16 protein-coding genes and 1 riboswitch are annotated in these 17560 nt (G+C 47.0%); of the genes, 4 read left to right on the top strand and 12 right to left on the bottom strand.

The window, feature by feature from the left end; all coding sequences use genetic code 11:
- From FT12353_RS02540 to purB, 3 genes are all read right to left on the bottom strand, one after another.
- On the bottom strand, positions 1-1743 hold the full coding sequence (locus FT12353_RS02540; RefSeq protein ID WP_203618099.1) for a hypothetical protein: 1743 nt from the start codon (positions 1741-1743) through the stop codon (positions 1-3).
- Positions 1744-1746: 3 nt separating this feature from the next.
- Complete coding sequence (locus tag FT12353_RS02545) at positions 1747-2355, bottom strand: DUF1542 domain-containing protein (protein WP_203618107.1); 609 nt, start codon at positions 2353-2355, stop codon at positions 1747-1749.
- A 284-nt stretch (positions 2356-2639) separates the two neighbouring features.
- Complete coding sequence (gene purB, locus FT12353_RS02550) at positions 2640-3938, bottom strand: adenylosuccinate lyase (RefSeq protein ID WP_203618109.1); 1299 nt, start codon at positions 3936-3938, stop codon at positions 2640-2642.
- Positions 3939-4147: 209 nt separating this feature from the next.
- Here purB and FT12353_RS02555 point away from each other — a divergent pair, with 209 nt between their 5' ends.
- Both FT12353_RS02555 and FT12353_RS02560 read left to right on the top strand, forming a co-directional pair.
- Positions 4148-5437, top strand: coding sequence for an adenylosuccinate synthase (locus FT12353_RS02555; RefSeq protein ID WP_203618111.1), 1290 nt, complete (start codon positions 4148-4150; stop codon positions 5435-5437).
- 136 nt (positions 5438-5573) lie between these two features.
- Entirely contained in the window at positions 5574-6530 is a 957-nt protein-coding gene (locus FT12353_RS02560) for a GMP reductase (RefSeq protein WP_059393070.1), read from the top strand.
- Between the two features lie 116 nt (positions 6531-6646).
- Here the strand turns inward: FT12353_RS02560 and FT12353_RS02565 are convergent, their stop codons facing one another.
- Positions 6647-7495 carry an alpha/beta hydrolase gene (locus FT12353_RS02565; RefSeq protein WP_239061162.1) on the bottom strand — a complete coding sequence of 283 codons (849 nt, stop codon included), beginning with the start codon at positions 7493-7495 and terminating at the stop codon, positions 6647-6649.
- 166 nt (positions 7496-7661) lie between these two features.
- Here FT12353_RS02565 and FT12353_RS02570 point away from each other — a divergent pair, with 166 nt between their 5' ends.
- Positions 7662-9347, top strand: coding sequence for a glycoside hydrolase family 13 protein (locus FT12353_RS02570; RefSeq protein WP_203618112.1), 1686 nt, complete (start codon positions 7662-7664; stop codon positions 9345-9347).
- Positions 9348-9490: 143 nt separating this feature from the next.
- Here the strand turns inward: FT12353_RS02570 and FT12353_RS02575 are convergent, their stop codons facing one another.
- From FT12353_RS02575 to FT12353_RS02600, 6 genes are all read right to left on the bottom strand, one after another.
- Positions 9491-10663, bottom strand: a complete 1173-nt coding sequence (locus tag FT12353_RS02575) for an iron-containing alcohol dehydrogenase (RefSeq protein WP_203618114.1) — start codon at positions 10661-10663, stop codon at positions 9491-9493.
- Positions 10664-10903: 240 nt separating this feature from the next.
- Entirely contained in the window at positions 10904-11296 is a 393-nt protein-coding gene (locus tag FT12353_RS02580; RefSeq protein ID WP_203618116.1) for a tautomerase family protein, read from the bottom strand.
- Between the two features lie 227 nt (positions 11297-11523).
- Positions 11524-12315, bottom strand: a complete 792-nt coding sequence (gene thiM, locus FT12353_RS02585; protein ID WP_203618118.1) for a hydroxyethylthiazole kinase — start codon at positions 12313-12315, stop codon at positions 11524-11526.
- The gene (gene thiE / locus FT12353_RS02590; protein ID WP_203618125.1) at positions 12312-12959 is read right to left on the bottom strand and encodes a thiamine phosphate synthase; all 648 of its coding nucleotides are present in this window, start codon (positions 12957-12959) and stop codon (positions 12312-12314) included. The genes thiM and thiE overlap by 4 nt, the downstream gene beginning before the upstream one ends.
- A gap of 13 nt (positions 12960-12972) precedes the next feature.
- Positions 12973-13788, bottom strand: a complete 816-nt coding sequence (gene thiD, locus FT12353_RS02595; RefSeq protein ID WP_203618127.1) for a bifunctional hydroxymethylpyrimidine kinase/phosphomethylpyrimidine kinase — start codon at positions 13786-13788, stop codon at positions 12973-12975.
- Positions 13785-14441 carry a TenA family protein gene (locus FT12353_RS02600; RefSeq protein ID WP_203618129.1) on the bottom strand — a complete coding sequence of 219 codons (657 nt, stop codon included), beginning with the start codon at positions 14439-14441 and terminating at the stop codon, positions 13785-13787. The genes thiD and FT12353_RS02600 overlap by 4 nt, the downstream gene beginning before the upstream one ends.
- Before the next feature lie 143 nt (positions 14442-14584).
- Positions 14585-14673: riboswitch (TPP riboswitch) on the bottom strand.
- 133 nt (positions 14674-14806) lie between these two features.
- Between FT12353_RS02600 and FT12353_RS02605 the strand changes: the two genes are divergently transcribed.
- Positions 14807-15265 (top strand): MarR family winged helix-turn-helix transcriptional regulator, encoded by a 459-nt coding sequence (locus FT12353_RS02605; protein ID WP_203618131.1) that lies wholly within the window; start codon positions 14807-14809, stop codon positions 15263-15265.
- Positions 15266-15466: 201 nt separating this feature from the next.
- Here FT12353_RS02605 and FT12353_RS02610 read toward each other — a convergent pair whose 3' ends face one another.
- Together FT12353_RS02610 and FT12353_RS02615 are read right to left on the bottom strand one after the other, a co-directional pair.
- Positions 15467-17047: a PH domain-containing protein gene (locus tag FT12353_RS02610; RefSeq protein WP_203618145.1), complete on the bottom strand. Its 1581-nt coding sequence runs from the start codon at positions 17045-17047 to the stop codon at positions 15467-15469.
- Positions 17037-17507 carry a PH domain-containing protein gene (locus tag FT12353_RS02615; protein WP_168778382.1) on the bottom strand — a complete coding sequence of 157 codons (471 nt, stop codon included), beginning with the start codon at positions 17505-17507 and terminating at the stop codon, positions 17037-17039. Before FT12353_RS02615 ends, FT12353_RS02610 begins: the two co-directional genes overlap by 11 nt.
- Positions 17508-17560: the final 53 nt, after the last annotated feature.

A 17560-nucleotide genomic window follows, 5' to 3' on the forward strand; every position in this document is an offset into this window, starting at 1 on the left:
TTAGCCCTTGGTTGCCGCAGCATCGATTGCCTGTTGCATAATCGCACTCCGGTCCGTCACTTGTGCCTTAAATTGAGCAGCTTGACCACTATCACCCGCTATTGTTTGACCGGGAACATAAATTTTTTGATTAGTCGTTGTACCAGTATCAGCCACCTGCTTGGCAGCGGTAGCATCACTGGCAACATTATGATGAGCCGCCTGAATGACTGCCACGCCATCGCTAGCGCTTTGCTGTGCGCTGGCAACCGTTGTTGTGGCTGCTAAATCAGTAGTTGTCTTGCGCAATGCTGCCAATCGATTAGCCTGCTGAGTTGTCTTATCATCAGGCAACAAGGTTACATACCCATCAATCGCCGCTTGAATCTGTTGATTAGCCGCTGCTAACTGGACTTGCCCCACTCGGTGAGCCAAGTCCAAGTCAATGGCCACTAACTTTTGGTTCAAATCAACCACTGTCTGGTTGATTTCATCAGCCGACTGCGCTGAATTAATCGCAGCCGTTGCTGCATTCTTTGCAGTGGTGACCTGGTCTGTCAAAGCCGACTGGTCACTTGGCTGTAATTGACTGGCATTTTGGTCAATCTTTTGCTGCTCGACATTGCTTGTATCTTCAATTGTCGTGTTCGCTGTTTCCTGTCGGTCAGCTACTGCCAAGCCAGCAATGTGGATGGCACTGAGCACCGTTTGACCACTGGCAACAACCGTATCGTCGACCTGGACCGTGGCAACGTCCTGTAAGGCTGCCAGCGTGTTCACCAAAGTCTGTTGAACACTCGCTACCTGGCGACTACGGTCTGCACTCGTCAATGTTGAATCAGCATTAATCCCGTCTTTGACCTGATCAGCTGTTGCTGTTACAGCCTTCTGCCAGTCATCGGCATGGCTTGAAACAGATTGACCTAGCTGGTGACTATTTTCAATCTGCTGTGTTCCAGTTGCCAAGGCGCTTGCCAACTTGGTTTGTGCCTGATCATCATTCACCTCAACAGCCGAAATAGCAGCCGTTGCTTGGTTCAAATTGGTTTGTACAGCTGCTAGCTGCTCTTGCTCGGCGCTAGCAGACAACGTTGGGTCATTTTCAATGGCTGTCGTTGTATCTGTTGCGCTTTGTTGCAGCTGATGAACTAAGTTGTACTTCATGTGCTGGTTACTAATTTGGGTCAAATTAGTATGGAAATCAGCCAATGCTTGGTTCATTTCATCGGCTGACTGCGCAGCTTGGACAGCGGTCACGAAGTTCGCCTTGTATTGGTCCATCAGGTCATCAAGATTGCTGATTTCGCCCGTACTTAGCGTATCATCGCCACTAATCACACTATTAACCGTGTTTAAGTCATTGGCCGCCGTATTTCGGACAGCCACCTGCTGGGTCAATAGCGATGGTCCCGTCTGGTAGACAGCATCAATCTTTTGCAAAGCTTGATTTGTCTTGTCCACACCTTCCTGAACACTGACAGCCCCCTGAATAGCGACTGTCTCATCAGCAAGCACCTGGTCAACCTGCGCTTTTTGCTGGTTCTTATCAGCCGTCGTTAAGGTATTATCGGCATCAATTTGTGCCAAGACCTTATTTTTCTCAAACGTTAACCGGTCAATATAGCTTGAAGTCCGCTGTTGCACCGTTGCGCCATCTTGTGGGACTCCTGCAACCGCTTTTGTACCATTGGTAACGGCACTAGCTAAACTAGCCAGGTTTTGAGCTGCCAGTAAGGCCTGTTGGTACTGAGTGAAGAGCAGCATGACCTAAATATTTTGGCTCGCCTTCTCAACGTCCGACAAGGTTTGATTATTGGCAATCACCTCGTTGGCAGCTAACTGAGCCTGATTCAAGGCATGCAGGTCGACGTCTTGTTGGGTCATAAACTTGACTTGATCAAGGCCATCCTGAAGTGCCTGTTGGCCCACCTGCAAATCATCAGCATTCTGAGACTCGTTAACACTCTGAACAGCTGCCTTTTGCAGGGCAGTCACTTGGTCTTTCAAGCTTGTTGTTTCGCTGTCGGTCAAGGAATTTTCTTGGTCAATATTAGCTGTTGCCTGGTTGACTAGCTGTGTAATCGAGTCTAGAAGGTCCTGACGTTGTTGACTTAGCGACCTTTCTGCTGGTTGGTGGATAGTGGCGATGGTTGCCAAACTTTGGTTTACACCGTTGACACCATCGGCTGCGGTTGCCGCCTTGGCTAATTGTGCTAAGGCCGCATCCTTAGCCTGGGCCAACTGGTTCAACTGTTCAGCTTTAGCGGCCGGCGTCAAGGAAACATCACCATTAATGGTAGCTATTGCCTGATTAGCGGCAGTTGTAATCGCTTGAATCAGCTGTGACCGGCGTTCATCAATGCTTTGACCTGGCACATGGTTTGCAGTAACCGTCTGGTCAAAAGTTGTTTCAACGGATTGAGCATCGGCTACTGTGGTTGCTGATAGCTCTTTGTAACACCAAAGTCACACTTATTTTCGTAACAATGTAATACTTTTTAGAATAAATAATCTCGTTCCACTTCATCTTTGAAACTAATTTTCCCTTGGGCTATCATTATTAAACAAAAAAAGGAAGTAAAGCCCCGCAGCTAAGAATCCTGCGGAATTTTACTTCCTATTTATTGATTAAGATTAATTTTATTGATTAAGATTAATTTTTAGTCAGTCAAACCAAGGCGCTTAAAGATATTATCAACCTGGCTCAAGTGATAGTGGTAATCGAAGGCATCGTCGATTTCTGCCTGTGATAAGTGGGCAGTAATCGTCTTGTCCCCTTCAACCAAGTCCTTGAATGAACGGCCTTCATCCCATGACTTGGCTGTCAAAGGTTGAACCAAGTCATAGGCCGTTTCACGAGCCATTCCCGTTTCAATCAACTTCAACAACACACGTTGGCTGTAAATCAGGCCGTGCGTCAAGTTCATGTTTGACTTCATACGTTCTGGGAAGACCGTCAACGTGTCGATGATCTTCATGAAACGGTTCAACATGTAGTCCAACAATGACGTACTGTCTGGCAAAATCATTCGTTCGGCTGATGAATGTGAGATATCACGTTCGTGCCACAAAGGAATGTTTTCGTAAGCAGTCACCATTTGGCCACGAACCACGCGGGCCAAGCCACAGATGTTTTCTGAACCGATTGGGTTACGCTTGTGTGGCATTGCGGAAGAACCCTTTTGGCCCTTAGCAAACTTTTCTTCAACTTCGTGGATTTCAGAGCGTTGCAATGAACGGATTTCCACGGCGAAACCTTCCATGCTTGAAGCAATCAAGGCCAAAGTCGCCATATAGTCGGCATGCAAGTCACGTGGCAAAACTTGTGATGAAATTTCCTGAGCGTGCAAACCTAAGCGTTCGCAAACATACTGTTCAATTTCAGGTGGAATGTTGGCAAAAGTCCCCACAGCACCAGAAATCTTACCAGCTTCAACACCACGGGCGGCCTTCTTGAAGCGCTCCAAGTTGCGTTTCATTTCAGAATAGAAACGAGCAATCTTCAAACCAAAGGTCGTTGGTTCCGCTTGGACACCGTGTGTCCGGCCGATCATGACCGTATCCTTGTACTCAATTGCCTTCTTCTTCAAAACGGCAATAAAGTTTTCCAAGTCTTCTTCCAAGATGGCATTAGCTTGTTTCAAACGAACACCGTAGGCAGTATCAACAACGTCCGTACTCGTGATTCCGAAGTGAACCCACTTCTTTTCATCACCCAATGATTCTGAAACTGTCCGAGTAAAAGCAACGATATCGTGGTGTGTGACCGCTTCAATTTCTTCGATGCGCGCAACATCAAAGGTGGCATTCTGACGAATCTTTTCAACATCCTCAGCTGGGATTTCACCCAACTTTGACCAAGCTTCATCAATGGCAATTTCAACATCCAACCAAGTTTGGTACTGGTTTTGCAGTGACCAAATATCACGCATGGCTGGTCGACTATAACGGTCTAACATTATGACTCTCCTTTTTTATCAAACGTGCAAGAGTATTATAGCAAGAATTCGGATACAAATACGAACTATTTATTAAATAAATCAGTTTTATGCAGAATCCGAACATTAAAACCGAACCAATCCCTGATTTCCCCTTGATTTTCTGAACGTTTCCCCGTATACTATCCTTTGGTCAATTGTTGGCCAATAAAGAATAAAAGAGGTAAACCATGTCTTCAATCGTGATTGCCGGCGCCCAATGGGGTGACGAAGGAAAAGGTAAAATTACAGACTTTCTGAGTCAGAAGGCCGACTTCGTTGTCCGCTATGCGGGTGGCGACAACGCTGGCCATACATTGGTCATCGATGGAAAGAAACTCCACGTGCAGTTGATTCCTTCTGGAATCTTCTTGCCACAGGTCACCAACGTGATTGGTACCGGTGTTGTGGTCAACCCAGAAACACTATTTAATGAAATTAACTATTTAAAGGAAAACGGTGTTACCGTTCATAACTTGAAGGTCTCTTCAAGAGCCCAAGTCATTATGCCTTATCATCCCCTTTTTGATGAATTGCAAGAAGGATTAAAGGAAGAAAAGATTGGAACGACGCATAAGGGAATCGGACCTGCTTACCAGGACAAGTTAGATCGCATCGGTATCCGAATTGCTGATTTGCTTGAACCAAAAGTTTTGGAAAAGCGCTTAAAGCAGGCCTTGAAGGTTAAGAACCTGTTCTTGACTAAGGTTTATGACCGCGAGCCTCTTGATTTTGATGAAATCTTCAACCAATACAAGGAATACGGCGAAAAGTTGCGTCCCTTTGTGGCCGACACTTCCTATTTAATTAACGAAGCTTTGGACAACGACAAGCGCGTTTTGTTCGAAGGCGCCCAGGGAATCATGTTGGACATCGACCATGGTACTTATCCATTCGTCACATCGTCTAACCCAATTGCTGGTGGTGCTGCTGTCGGTGCCGGAATTGGTCCAAACCGGATTGACCAAGTTGTTGGTGTTGCCAAGGTCTATTGCTCTCGTGTTGGTGAAGGTCCCTTCCCAACTGAATTGTTCGATGAAGTTGGCAATACCATCCGCGACGTCGCCCACGAATATGGCGTTGTCACGGGTCGTCCCCGCCGAATCGGTTGGTTGGACACGGTCGCTTTGCGTCATGCCAAGCGTGTTTCTGGCTTGACACAGCTTTCCTTGAACTGCTTGGATGTTTTGTCTGGCTTTGAAACCGTTAAGGTGGCCACACACTACAAGTTGGATGGCCAGGTCATCGACCACTACCCTGCTTCCGAAGCTGATTTGGAACGCTGCGAACCAGTTTATGAAGAATTGCCTGGTTGGTCAGAAGACATCACCAAGGCCAAGTCACTTGAGGACTTGCCTGAAAACGCCCGCAACTACTTGAAACGCGTGTGTGAAATCGTTGATTTGCCTTTGGCAACCTTTGCCGTTGGTCCAGACCGCGATGCTACAAACGTCTTAACTGATTTGTGGGAAAACAACTAAAGAATTACTTGGCGACAGTGTCCTGCCGGCCTGACCGGTATGGTCGGACTGCAAGCTCTGTCGCCCTTTTCTTTGCTGATATTGCTTTAATCTAGTCTTGCTAGACTAAAGCACCAGCAAAAACGGAGATTATGTTATGAAAACCTTTGATTACGACGCTATTCGTCTTTTACCTAAAAAATCAGTCTTGAAGTCTCGCCGCGAAGCCGACACTTCTGTGACTCTTGGAAACCACACCTTCAAGCTACCCGTTATGCCAGCCAACATGGCCACGGTTATCGATGAAAACTTGGCCGAATGGTTAGCTTCCAATGGCTACTTCTACGTGATGCACCGCTTCCAACCCGAAACGCGCTTTGACTTCGTTCAAAACATCCAATCTAAGGGCTTGATTGCGTCCATTAGTCTTGGGATTACGGATGGCGAATACGCCTTGATTGATCAATTCAAGGAAGCACAAATCACACCAGACTACATCACAATTGATGTTGCCCACGGTCATTCCGACTATGTCATCAAGATGGTGACTTACATTAAGGAAAACTTGCCAGATGCCTTCTTAATCGTTGGTAACTTGGGAACACCAGAAGCCATCGTTGAAATCGAAGCTGCTGGTGCCGATGCAACCAAGGTCGGAATCGGACCTGGTAAGGCCTGCATCACCAAGGACAAGACCGGCTTTGGAACCAATGGTTGGCAATTAGCCGCTATCGCCCAATGTGCCCAGGTAGCTACTAAGCCAATCATCGCCGACGGTGGTATCCGCCACAACGGCGACATTGCCAAGTCAATTCGCTTTGGCGCAACAATGGTCATGGTCGGTTCAATGTTTGCCGGTCACGACGAAACGCCTGGTGACTTGATTGAACAGGATGGCAAGACTTACAAGGCCTACTTTGGTTCTGCTTCAGCTTACCAAAAGGGTCACTCCCACAATGTGGAAGGTCGCAAGTTGTTGGTGCCTTACAAGGGCCCTATCCAAAACACTTTGACCGAAATGGAAGAAGACATCCAGTCAGCGATTTCTTATGCCGGTGGTCGTGATTTGAACAGCCTTAAGACAGTCGACTATGTTGTCCTAACTGACTATTAATCTATATATCTTCCTCGCCCTTGCCTCACTGATGCTGAGTGCACTGGCGACGAAATGATAAAAGCAAAAAAATGATTGCAGCCCCTACGGCTACAATCATTTTTATTTTATCTATATTAATTTTGCAAGAACTTTAAGATGTCTTGATTAACGGTCTGATTTTCATGAAGCTTTGAGTGTTGACCACCTGCCCCTTCAATCAGCGTTTCCTGATAAGTACTTGGCTGACGCACGAAGTACTTCAAGGCCTTGGACGAATTGTTATAAACGGTCGTATCGGAGGCGGAACCACCAGTCGAATTACCGTAGATATTCAAGACCTTCGTCGAGTGGTTTTGATAGTAAGCCGTCAGACCCGCTAAGCGGTTAAAGATTTCGGTCTTCGTTTGCGGCTCACCTTCGGCACTTAACGGTGAATTTGACTGCGGGTTAGCTAAAATCAGCCCGTTGTACGTCCCGGCAATCGAGATTTGGCGGACCACCTTCGGCAGGTCGTGACCATTATCGGCTGCATTCATCAAGTAAAAAGCAATCGCCATATTTCCCATCGAATGCCCAATCAGATTCACCGACCGAATCCCCTGCTGACTCAGCTTGGTCATAATGATTGTAACCCACTTGGCCGTTTGGTTAAAGTCTTGGTTTTTATTATTATCAAATTGAACCAAGATAATCGGATTTTTGTCACCGGGGGCAATCGTCTTATCCATGGTGACCGTGCCGTCTTTGGCAACCGTCACGTTAATTCGTCGGTTGGAATAATCATGGTCCACCAAGTACTGGCTCATCGACTTTTCAGCATTGCGGCTGGAACCATAGCCGTGAAAGAAGACCGTGGCCTCCTTTGGCCGCTGGCCATTCTGCTCGGACAAGGTTGGACTCATTTTTGCCCCAACCAGATAAAAGACCACCCCGATTGCCACTAGCGCAACCAGAATGCCCCAAAACAACTTCTTTTTAAACACTGAAACTCCTTCCAAGATTCCTCATTTGATGTCTAAAATTATACCGCTCTTACTACTGAAAAGTAAGCCTTTCAAGTTAGAAACCCCCTTTATTTCATAGCTGATTTTCTTTATAATGGCGTGGTAGATTCAATTTTCAACCGAAAAACAAATTGGAGGTTTTTAAATGACAACAAGCGCGATTAAATGGTGGCAAAAGGCCGTCGTTTATCAGATTTACCCTCGTTCGTTTCAGGATTCGAACGGCGATGGGATTGGTGATTTGAAGGGTATTCAGGAGCGTCTGAGTTACGTTTCCAAATTAGGAGCGGACGTGATTTGGCTCAACCCAATTTACCAATCACCCAACAAGGATAACGGCTATGATATTTCGGATTATCAAGCCATCAACCCAGAATTTGGGACGATGCAGGACTTCGATGATTTATTGGCCGCTGCACACGCTCGCGATATCAAAATCGTGATGGACTTGGTGGTCAACCATTCATCCGACCAGCACAAATGGTTTATCGAAAGCCGGTCAAGCAAGGATAATGACAAGCGCGACTTTTATATTTGGCGCGACCCCGTTGATGGTCATGAACCAAACAACTGGTCCTCTTTCTTCTCGGGTTCAGCCTGGAAGTTTGACGAAAAAAGTGGTCAATATTACCTCCACCTCTTCGTTGAGGGCCAACCTGATTTAAACTGGAAAAATGACGAACTCCGCGACCAAGTCTATCAAATGATGAACTGGTGGGTCGACAAGGGAATCGATGGCTTCCGGATGGATGTGATTTCGATGATTTCAAAGCCAGACGGATTGCCGGATGCACCATTGCCTGCTGGCAATACCTACGCTAATCCGGTTTCATTGACCGCTAACGGCCCTCACGTGCACGAATACTTGCGGGAAATGCGACAAAAGGTGTTGAACAATGCTGATTTGATGACCGTTGGTGAAACTTCTGGCGTCGATATTGAGCATGCCCAAAAGTATGCCGGCATCGACGGCAGCGAACTAAACATGGTCTTCCAGTTCGAGCACATGGGTCTTGATGACAACCCTAACCCAGCGCTGGGTAAGTGGGATAATCAACCGGTTTCATTGGTCAAGCTCAAGGACAACTTGAGCAAGTGGCAAACGGAACTCGAGGGCAATAGCTGGAATTCCCTTTACTGGGATAACCACGATCAACCCCGCATCGTTAGCCGCTTTGGGAACGATTCTGCTGAATACCGGGAAGTTTCAGCCAAGATGCTGGCTACACTCTTACACTTCATGCAGGGAACGCCTTACATCTTCCAGGGTGAGGAATTGGGAATGACCAATGCCTACAACCTGGGTTGGGACGACTTCGATGATATCGAAATCATCAACGGTCGCAAGTTCATCGTCGACAAGGAAAAATTAGTGGACAACGACACCATGCTCGATTACGTCCACTATAAGGGACGTGATAACGCCCGGACACCAATGCAGTGGACGGCCGGAAAAAACGCCGGCTTCACCGACGGTACACCTTGGCTGAAGTTGAATGACAACTTCGAGACCATCAATGCGACCGCTGCATTGGCCGACGATAATTCCGTCTTTTACCACTATCAAAAGCTGATTCAGCTCCGCCATGACCTTGACCTAATTACTACCGGTCACTACGAATTGATTGACCCGGCCGATGACCAGGTCTATACGTACAAGCGAATTGGGGATGACCAAGAACTCTTGATTATTAACAACTTCACCGATCAGGACCTAGAACGCGATTACCCCGTTCCGGCCGATGCCCAGTTGCTCATCAGCAATTACCAAGATGACTTGGGTCTCAAATTGCGACCATACGAAGCTAAGGCCTACTTGTATAACCGCTAAAGATTTAATAAAGGCCGTCACAACTACATGAAGCGAACAAAAAGAACCAAAGATACGACAAATTGTCGCTCTTTGGTTCTTTTGCTGTGGTCACGATTTGATAGTTAGTCGGGGAAAGCTCGCCCCCTAGCAAATCAGTTCCCCTATTTCATTGACGCTTCTAAGAGGTTGCGAACGTCTGCCACAGTCATCTTCACAAAGGCATTTTGATCCAAGTGATTAACTTGAACCGCACTCTTAGCCATGGCATCAAAGTCCTGGTCCGTCTCAATGCCAACACCAGGCAATGTCGTTGGCACGTCAAGACTGGCCAACCATTCTCGAGTCTTTACAATTGTCTGGGTGGCAACGGCATCGTCATCCCCCGTCAAGTCCCAGACATTCCGTCCTAAGGAAACAAAATAAGGCTTTGTCTCTTCTGAATAGATAAAGTCTAACCAGTGTGGCGTCAAGATGCCCAGGCCAACACCGTGAGTGATGTCATAATAGGCTGACAATTCGTGTTCGATTGGGTGCACTGACCATGAATTGACATTCCCTGTCCGTGGCAAGCCGTTCAAAGCCATGGTTGAGGCCCACATCAAATTAGCTCGAGCATCGTAGTTATCGGGTTCACGCAAGGCAACTGGCGCCCACTTAATCACAGTCCGCATAATCCCTTCAATCAAGCCATTGCGAACATCGTTTTCGTAACCCTTTTGGTCAAAGTATTGTTCCGTCAAATGACTAAAGATATCAATTGATCCGGCTGCCGTTTGCCACTTTGAAACTGAGAACGTCAAACTTGGATCCAGGAAGGAAACGGCCGGTGTATTAGGACCACCGGTTCCCAACTTTTGTTTCGTTTCTGGGTTGGAAATCACAGAACCAGTGTTCATCTCAGTTCCAGTAGCCGCCAACGTTAAAATGTCGACAACGGGCAACTGGTCAATGGCAAAGCGCTTCTTGGAATCCAAAACCAAGTCCCAAGGGTCGCCGTCATAGAACTTGGCAGAAGCGATGACCTTTGAAGCATCGATAACAGACCCACCACCAACGGCTAAGATGACATCGATATCGTTGTCTTTCACTAATTTTTGTCCCTCACGAACTGAGGCAATCTTTGGATTGGGCTCAATCCCAGACAATTCTGTCACATCCAAACCTGCCAGCGCCTTCATCACGCGTTCGTACAGACCTGATTTTTTAATTGAACCACCACCGTAGGTTACGAGCACCTTTTGACCAAATTGGGCAATTGCAGCCTGCAATTCGGTCTCCAAGCGATCTTTCCCGAAACGAATATCGGTTGTGTTCTTAAATGTAAAATTTTCCATTTTTGACAGAACTCCTTTTTAAACATACAAGCAGACCATTTGTAATTTAAATGGCCTGTTTGCTCGACTTAAACCCTCTGAAAGGTTTGTGCATCAATTTTAGAGGAACAAAACCCATCTGTCAATTTTCCATAAACCACTTGGGTTTATCACGGCAGCGACGGGCAATTGGCCAGTCGTTAACAATAGCTGATTTTAACAAAAAGCCCGCTAACACTCAGTGCTAGCGGGCTAATTTTATTAAAGGTCACCGTTTAAGAAATGATTCTTTCCCTCACCAAATGACCAGTCTTCAGCATGGTTGCTGATAAAGGAGATAATAACATCTTCCTGGCGAACGCCGGCTTTATCAGCCAAGACTGCCACCAATGACTTCGTGAATTCCTTCTTGGCCTTCACTGGACGTGGTGTTGACAATACCGTAAAGAACAAAACCTTGTCTGAACGGTCATAGTCAAGACCAACATCTTGAAAATTAATTTCATAGTCTTCGTGTTGCGTCACGATTTGGAAACGGTCGCGGTCTGGTAATGACAACGTTTCCTTGGCAACGTCAAAAGACAGTTGCATGATATTCTTAATTTCTGCGGGTTCGTACTGCCCCTTAATCAAGTCAATTTTCATTAATGGCATGCGCATTTCTCCTCATGTGGCTTTGCTAATAGACTAATCCTAGCATAAAAGCCCGGTAGGCACAATCGTGAGTGTGATGAACACTGACAAAGCGTGCTGTGACGCTGACGACGGGCGGCTTTGTCTTACTCGCGCCTAGTAGACAGCAAGCATTCTCACACAGCAAGATGCGGAGCCCTTCGTACAGTCCGCTTTACTCGCATAACTGGCAATCACAGCCAAAATCATCACTTGACTTGGTGCAGGTGGATTTGCCCTTGGAGCTTTTCATCCGTCAAGTTGCCCAACTGGTCGAGCATCTTGTTCAAGAAATCAGCAGGACCGGCAACACCCTCTGCCACCGCCAGTTCACCGGCAACGGGTAGAGCAGCGGTCGCATAGGCCAAATCAGCCAAGTCCATGCTTTGACTAGCGAAGGCGCCCAGCAAGCCGTCTAGTGCATCCCCCATGCCAACATTGGTTGCCAATTGGCTAGCCGAGTTATCAATCTGGTAGACCGTCTGGCCGTCTGAAACCAAGTCCTGAACACCAGTTGCGACCACAACGGCACCGAGCTTTTGAGCCGCCTTCTGGACAATTTCAACCGGGTCAGCCGTACCACTACCAGCATCAATACCGTGGCTTTCCCATTCCACTTCAGCCAAAGTTGCTACCTCACCAAGGTTACCGCGGACGATGCTCACCTTGACTGATTCCAAGATTTCCTTGGCCCGCTTTGACCGCAATGGCGTCGCACCAACGGCAACAGGATCAAAGACAACTGGAAGGTCCAATTCGTTGGCCGTCTTTCCACTATTAATCATCACCTTTTGTGAATTTTCGGAAGTTGAACCCAAATTCAAGGTTACGGCGTTGGCGATTTTCGTCAAATCAGCTGCATCCAGTGGGTCCTCGAGCATAATTGGAGAAGCGCCGATATAGGCAATGGCATTTGCGACCAATTGGGGGGTAACGCTATTGGCTACGTTCAAGACGATGGGCTGGTTCTGGCGAACGGCAGTTAAGATTGTTTGACTCATTTTGTTACTCCTCGTAATTTCTGAACACTTCGTTGAATATCATCGCTAGCGGTAATAGCCGAAATGACGGCAACACCCGCAATCGGCAACTCTGCTAATTCCTGGCAGTTCTCCTCATGGATACCACCAATGGCCACAACTGGCAGCGGACTCTTTGACGCAACCGCCAAGACACCTTCTGGCCCAATGGCCTCCTTGACCTTTTCCTTACTGGTCGTTGCAAAGGCCGGTCCAACACCCAAGTAGTCAACCACTGCCAAATCAGCTTCACTGGCAGCCAGCTCTTTCAAGTCGTGGACGGATAAACCAAGCAGCAAATCAGGGGCGACTTCATGGATTGCTCGCACCGATGTATCGCCTTGACCAACATGCAGGCCATCCGCCTGAATGGCCAATGCCAAAGGCAGGTCATCATCCACATACAAAGGCACATGAGCCGCTTTCGTAATACTCCTGATTTTCTGGCCCAACGCCACTTTTTCCGCTTGGTTCAACTTCGAGTGGTCCTTTTCACGGTACTGGACAGCCGTTACGCCGGCATCACAGGCCTCTTGAACCACGCGAATTACTTCGTTTGGATCGTCATTGACGTTTTGGCTTCCCACAACGAGATAAACCGTTAATGATGCAGGATCAAAATTCATTATCTTTTCCCTCTTAATCTTCTGGATTCGACCATTGGCCATGATTCAAAGGACCGTGACCATGACCGATAACTAGCGGATGCCCGATAATGGCATTCATATAACGGTGGCCCTTTTCAATTGCTTCTCGCAGAGAATCACCTTGGGCCAAAAAGGACGTAATCGCAGCCGAGAGGGTGTCCCCCGTCCCGTGCTTACTTGACGTTTCAACCTTTTGTCCTTCTAGCCAGAAGCCTTCTTCGTTTTCCAATAAGACATAATCATAAATCACTGGGCCTGCACCATGGCCACCCTTAACGATGACGTTTGGAACGCCCAATGCTTGAATCTTTTGACCAGCAGTAACCATATCATCGCGGTTACTGATTTTCATATCGGCTAATAGTTCGGCTTCGGGGAGGTTTGGTGTCACCAGTGTGGCTAATGGCAGCAAGTGATTCTTCAAGGCCGCAATGCCGGCTGGGTCGAGCAAGGTCGCCCCACCCTTGGCGACCATTACGGGGTCAACCACGAAGCTCTTTTGTTGGTAGTGACGGATGTTTTTCGCTACCTGAAGGACGCGCGCTTCGTCGAAGAGCGCACCCGTTTTGGCTGCACGGACATCAAAGTCGGCCATCACCGAGGCAAACTGTTGGTCAATCACGGCCAAATCAGTTGGATAAGCACCCTGCACACCTAGTGTGTTTTGTGCGGTTAATCCGGCCACCACGACCGTCGAATAAGTCTTGCAAGCCTGCATGGTTTTGATATCAGCTTGCATACCGGCACCACCACCAGAATCAGAACCAGCAATGGTTAATGCTGTCGGATATTGGTTTGGATCAATCATTTTGTTGCCTCCATTCCCTGCAGGAAGAATTGATTTTCATACTTTGTTGATTGGATAAAGGCAGCCAAGGCTTCCTCTTGCACCTCAGGGCTCACTTGCTCGGCCGTCTGATTAACCAAAGCTAACATTGGTCGCGTCAAGCCCTTGTCAATCCCACGGTAATAGCCCACCCATGGCATAAATGGATTATCTGGCTTAATGAGGCCATCCCGAATCAACAAATCAGCTAAGTAGGCATAGTCGTAAGGGCAGGCAGCCAAGGCAACCAAGCCGATAAACGGATCCTTTTCGACTGATTTGGTCATGTGGTTAACGTACTGATCCGTGACCGTTGAATTTGGATACTTCCCCTCTTGGATGCTCTTGTCGTCGGTTTCAGCCAAGTCCAGCAAAATCTTGTGCGCGGCATATTCGCGGTCATCGTCGGCCACTTCGGCATCGATTGTTTGTCCGGTTAATGTCTGGCAAACCTGTTCATACAGTGGCAAATAATGACCTAAATAACGGTAATCTTGTTGCACGTAGTAGAGCAGCGCCTCAGGATTAACTTCCCCAGCAATCATTGCTTGGATAAAGGGATTGGCATAAAAATCAGCCTTGTGTTCTTCCATCACTTGCATAAAGCGGTCGGAAAACGGCAGCGTCTTCGTCATTTTTTCTCCTCAATTATCAACTTTATTTTGGCAGACTATGGGGTTGCAGTCGCCATTTAGACAAAATAAAAAGCCCTCAGCCTGAGCTGAGGACTTCTGGCCTGTTGACGGTTACCGAACATGGGCAATGTCTTTAGGATTTCAATCCGTTTTTCGAAGTTTCCTGCGACCGTGCTAGCGGCATCAGGTTCAATGGGTATAATCTCAGCTCAGGGCACCCCAACTTTATTTATCACACAAGCAGTATAGCACGGAAATTAGAATCCGTGTGAAAAAACTTCGTTGTGGGTACTTGCTACCCGCTATGAAATCAGTTATATTATAAGTATACTTACAGATTAATTCTAATACCAAGGAGGTTCCCCATGAGCCCTGTCAAAACCGCTTCACTCACTCGCTACATGGATTCAACCAATCAGAAGTTTTTCAACTTATATACTGACTGGTTCCGCCAAATGAAATACCGTCTTCGTGAGCTTGACTTGACCCACCCCCAATTCCAAATTTTGGCCACCGTTCATGGCCTGAGTTTACAAAATACCGAGATTACGCAAATTATGGTGGCTAAGGCAGCGGACGTTGATGCCATGACCGCTTCGGCTATTATCACCAAACTGAGTCGTGAAGATCTTTTGGACCGCTACCCAGGTAAGAAGAACCCACGCTCAAAAGCCCTCTCCTTAACTCAGGCTGGCGAGGAAAAACTGCAACAAGCATTAGACATCGTCAATCAATTTGACCAAGACCTCTGGAGCCAATTTGATGCCACTTTGCCAGAAAGTATTGACCAGGCTCAAGCAGTCGTCAAAACCCACCACTTCTAAGATTGTCGAAGCATCGCATCACAAATTGAAAAGAGCCGAGCATACATAATTGTATCCTCGACTCTTTTTTCTTTGGCCCAAAAATCAGTGCAGTTCCACCACTTAATTGTAGTGCAAGTAATAGTGGCTCTGCCGCCTGCAAGCAAGCATGACGGTTCAAACCACTTTTGATTCACTAATTTCTGCAACGAATGCACCGTTCTAACCAAGTGATTGGTACCAATCAAAGATGGCTTTGACCTCCTCCATTGGCAAGTAGCGAGCAGTCAAAACCTTCGTACTGGTATCAGTTCGGACCACCACGGCAAGGTGGGCTCGCTGATTACGACGAGCTAGCCACCAACTCTGCTTAATGGACAACGACTGAATCTTATCCCAGGCAATGTAGGTCGTAATCGTTTCGTAGTTCTTCGCCGTTTTTAAAACGAGAACCTGGCCGTTAACCACTTGGGCAGTTGTCGCCTTCCCCTTATACCAGCCGGCACCGACAACGAAGGCCAACACAAGCAAAACCAGCAAAACAACGAGCGGCAACCGTTGAAAAACATAGATCAGGACGGCAGCGACGGGTAAGGTCCAAAAAAGGCCGTTACGGATCATTGTCAAAATCTGATAGGTTGAGCTACTGGTCTTTTTGATTGGCTTGCTTGGAAAATTAGGCAACCACTGTGACAAGTAGTGGTCAACAGCTCCTGATTTTACCATTGGAATCAAGGTCGGTACGTTTTTAGAAACCTTATCTTCGCCATTTTCGTCTGTAATTAACCGTGTCTTGACCGTCGAAAGGCCCAGTGCCTGCCGAAAAATATTTTGGCGGACCTCAACCGTTTGCATCCGGTTAATCGACAGATGCATCGTTTGTCGTTCGAAAAGTCCCCGAGCAATCGTTAAATGACCGGCATCATGGTGAACTTCAAAGCCAAAATACAAAATCACCGTTCGCAAAACATTAAAAGCAATCACGATTAAGACAAACAGAACCACCAGCAAGACGATCATCAGTGCGCCCAGACCCAGAACATGATTAGTAAATTCCTGCTCAAGCCAATGGCTGACTACCCCTTTCTGATCTAAGTGAACGAACCCACCCAAAAATATAAAGAATTGAAAGATGACTTCCGGCGTCGTCACGGCATAGGTAATCAAGGATAGAACAGAAGCCCGATAAGAATCAGCAGAAAGCCTGCTAGAATCATTTGACCGCAACGAGCTTGTTTGAGTGGCGGTTTTCGGGTCATTCTCAACATCAAACGACTGCCCCTGCGGGTCTTTCTTGTCCACTAACTCATCTTGTTCCTGTGTCGCTGGTCCTTCATTTTGCGCCTGAACTTTTGCGCGTTCAATCAAGGTGGGCAGATTAGTCGTTTCATCCTGTCGCTTTTGCTCAAGAACAAGTGCCACCCAGGTTGGTACAACGGAGAGGGAAATCTGATTTTGCTTGGCTCCCTTCCCCCCAGAATCAACGGCAATCTCCTCCAAATGGAATGGTTGTAGGAAAAACCATTGCTTTCGGTGGATATTTTGAATTTTGTGGTAAGGCAAGTGGCGCACCTGCCGTTCTAACACACCCGACCGGTAAATCAGTTCGCTCTCCGTGAGTTCATAGGTCGTCATCCAGAAGCTTAAAATGGACCAGATCAACAGTGCTAGGAAAAGCAAGACCCATTCCCACCAAGTAAAATGGAAAAAGAGCAATATGGCCAAGCCTAAAGCCACCATATTTTTCAATTGTTCGTAAAAACTCAAAATAAAAGCAAGGGGATGTAAGTGCTTAGCCTTCATGGCGAGCCTCCCTAGCCAACGTCATGACCCTGTCCTTAAATTGTTCAGCTTCGACCTCCGTTAAGGCTTCAATTTCATGACCAGATCCCCCCGTCAAAATATGCACCTGTTGTAATTTAAACAACCGTAAAATCGGTCCCTGGTCCAAATCGACGTTCTGCACCCGAGCAATTGGAATCGCAGTATGGGTCCGGAAGAAGAAGCCTTTTTTGATTTCAACATCCGTTTCGTTCACCATAAAGTGGTAAAAAGCATAACGGTAACGGACCAATAAAATGCCAACGACAAACCACAGTACAATGGCCAAAAAGAGCCCCCAGATTGCCCAAATTGGTAGATAAAACTTCAAAAAATGTTGTAGCGCCCAGTTTCCAGCGAAGTAAATGGCTAAAATCACAATGGCGCCAATGACTTCCATGATATACCAGACCTTTTTAATCGTTGCTGGTAATGCTTGCATCGTTCTCTCCCTCTCTCATAAAAAAATGGGGCTAAGAAGTAGTTTGGCTTCTT

It is taken from the genome of Fructobacillus tropaeoli (assembly GCF_016860625.1).
GTDB lineage: Bacteria > Bacillota > Bacilli > Lactobacillales > Lactobacillaceae > Fructobacillus > Fructobacillus tropaeoli.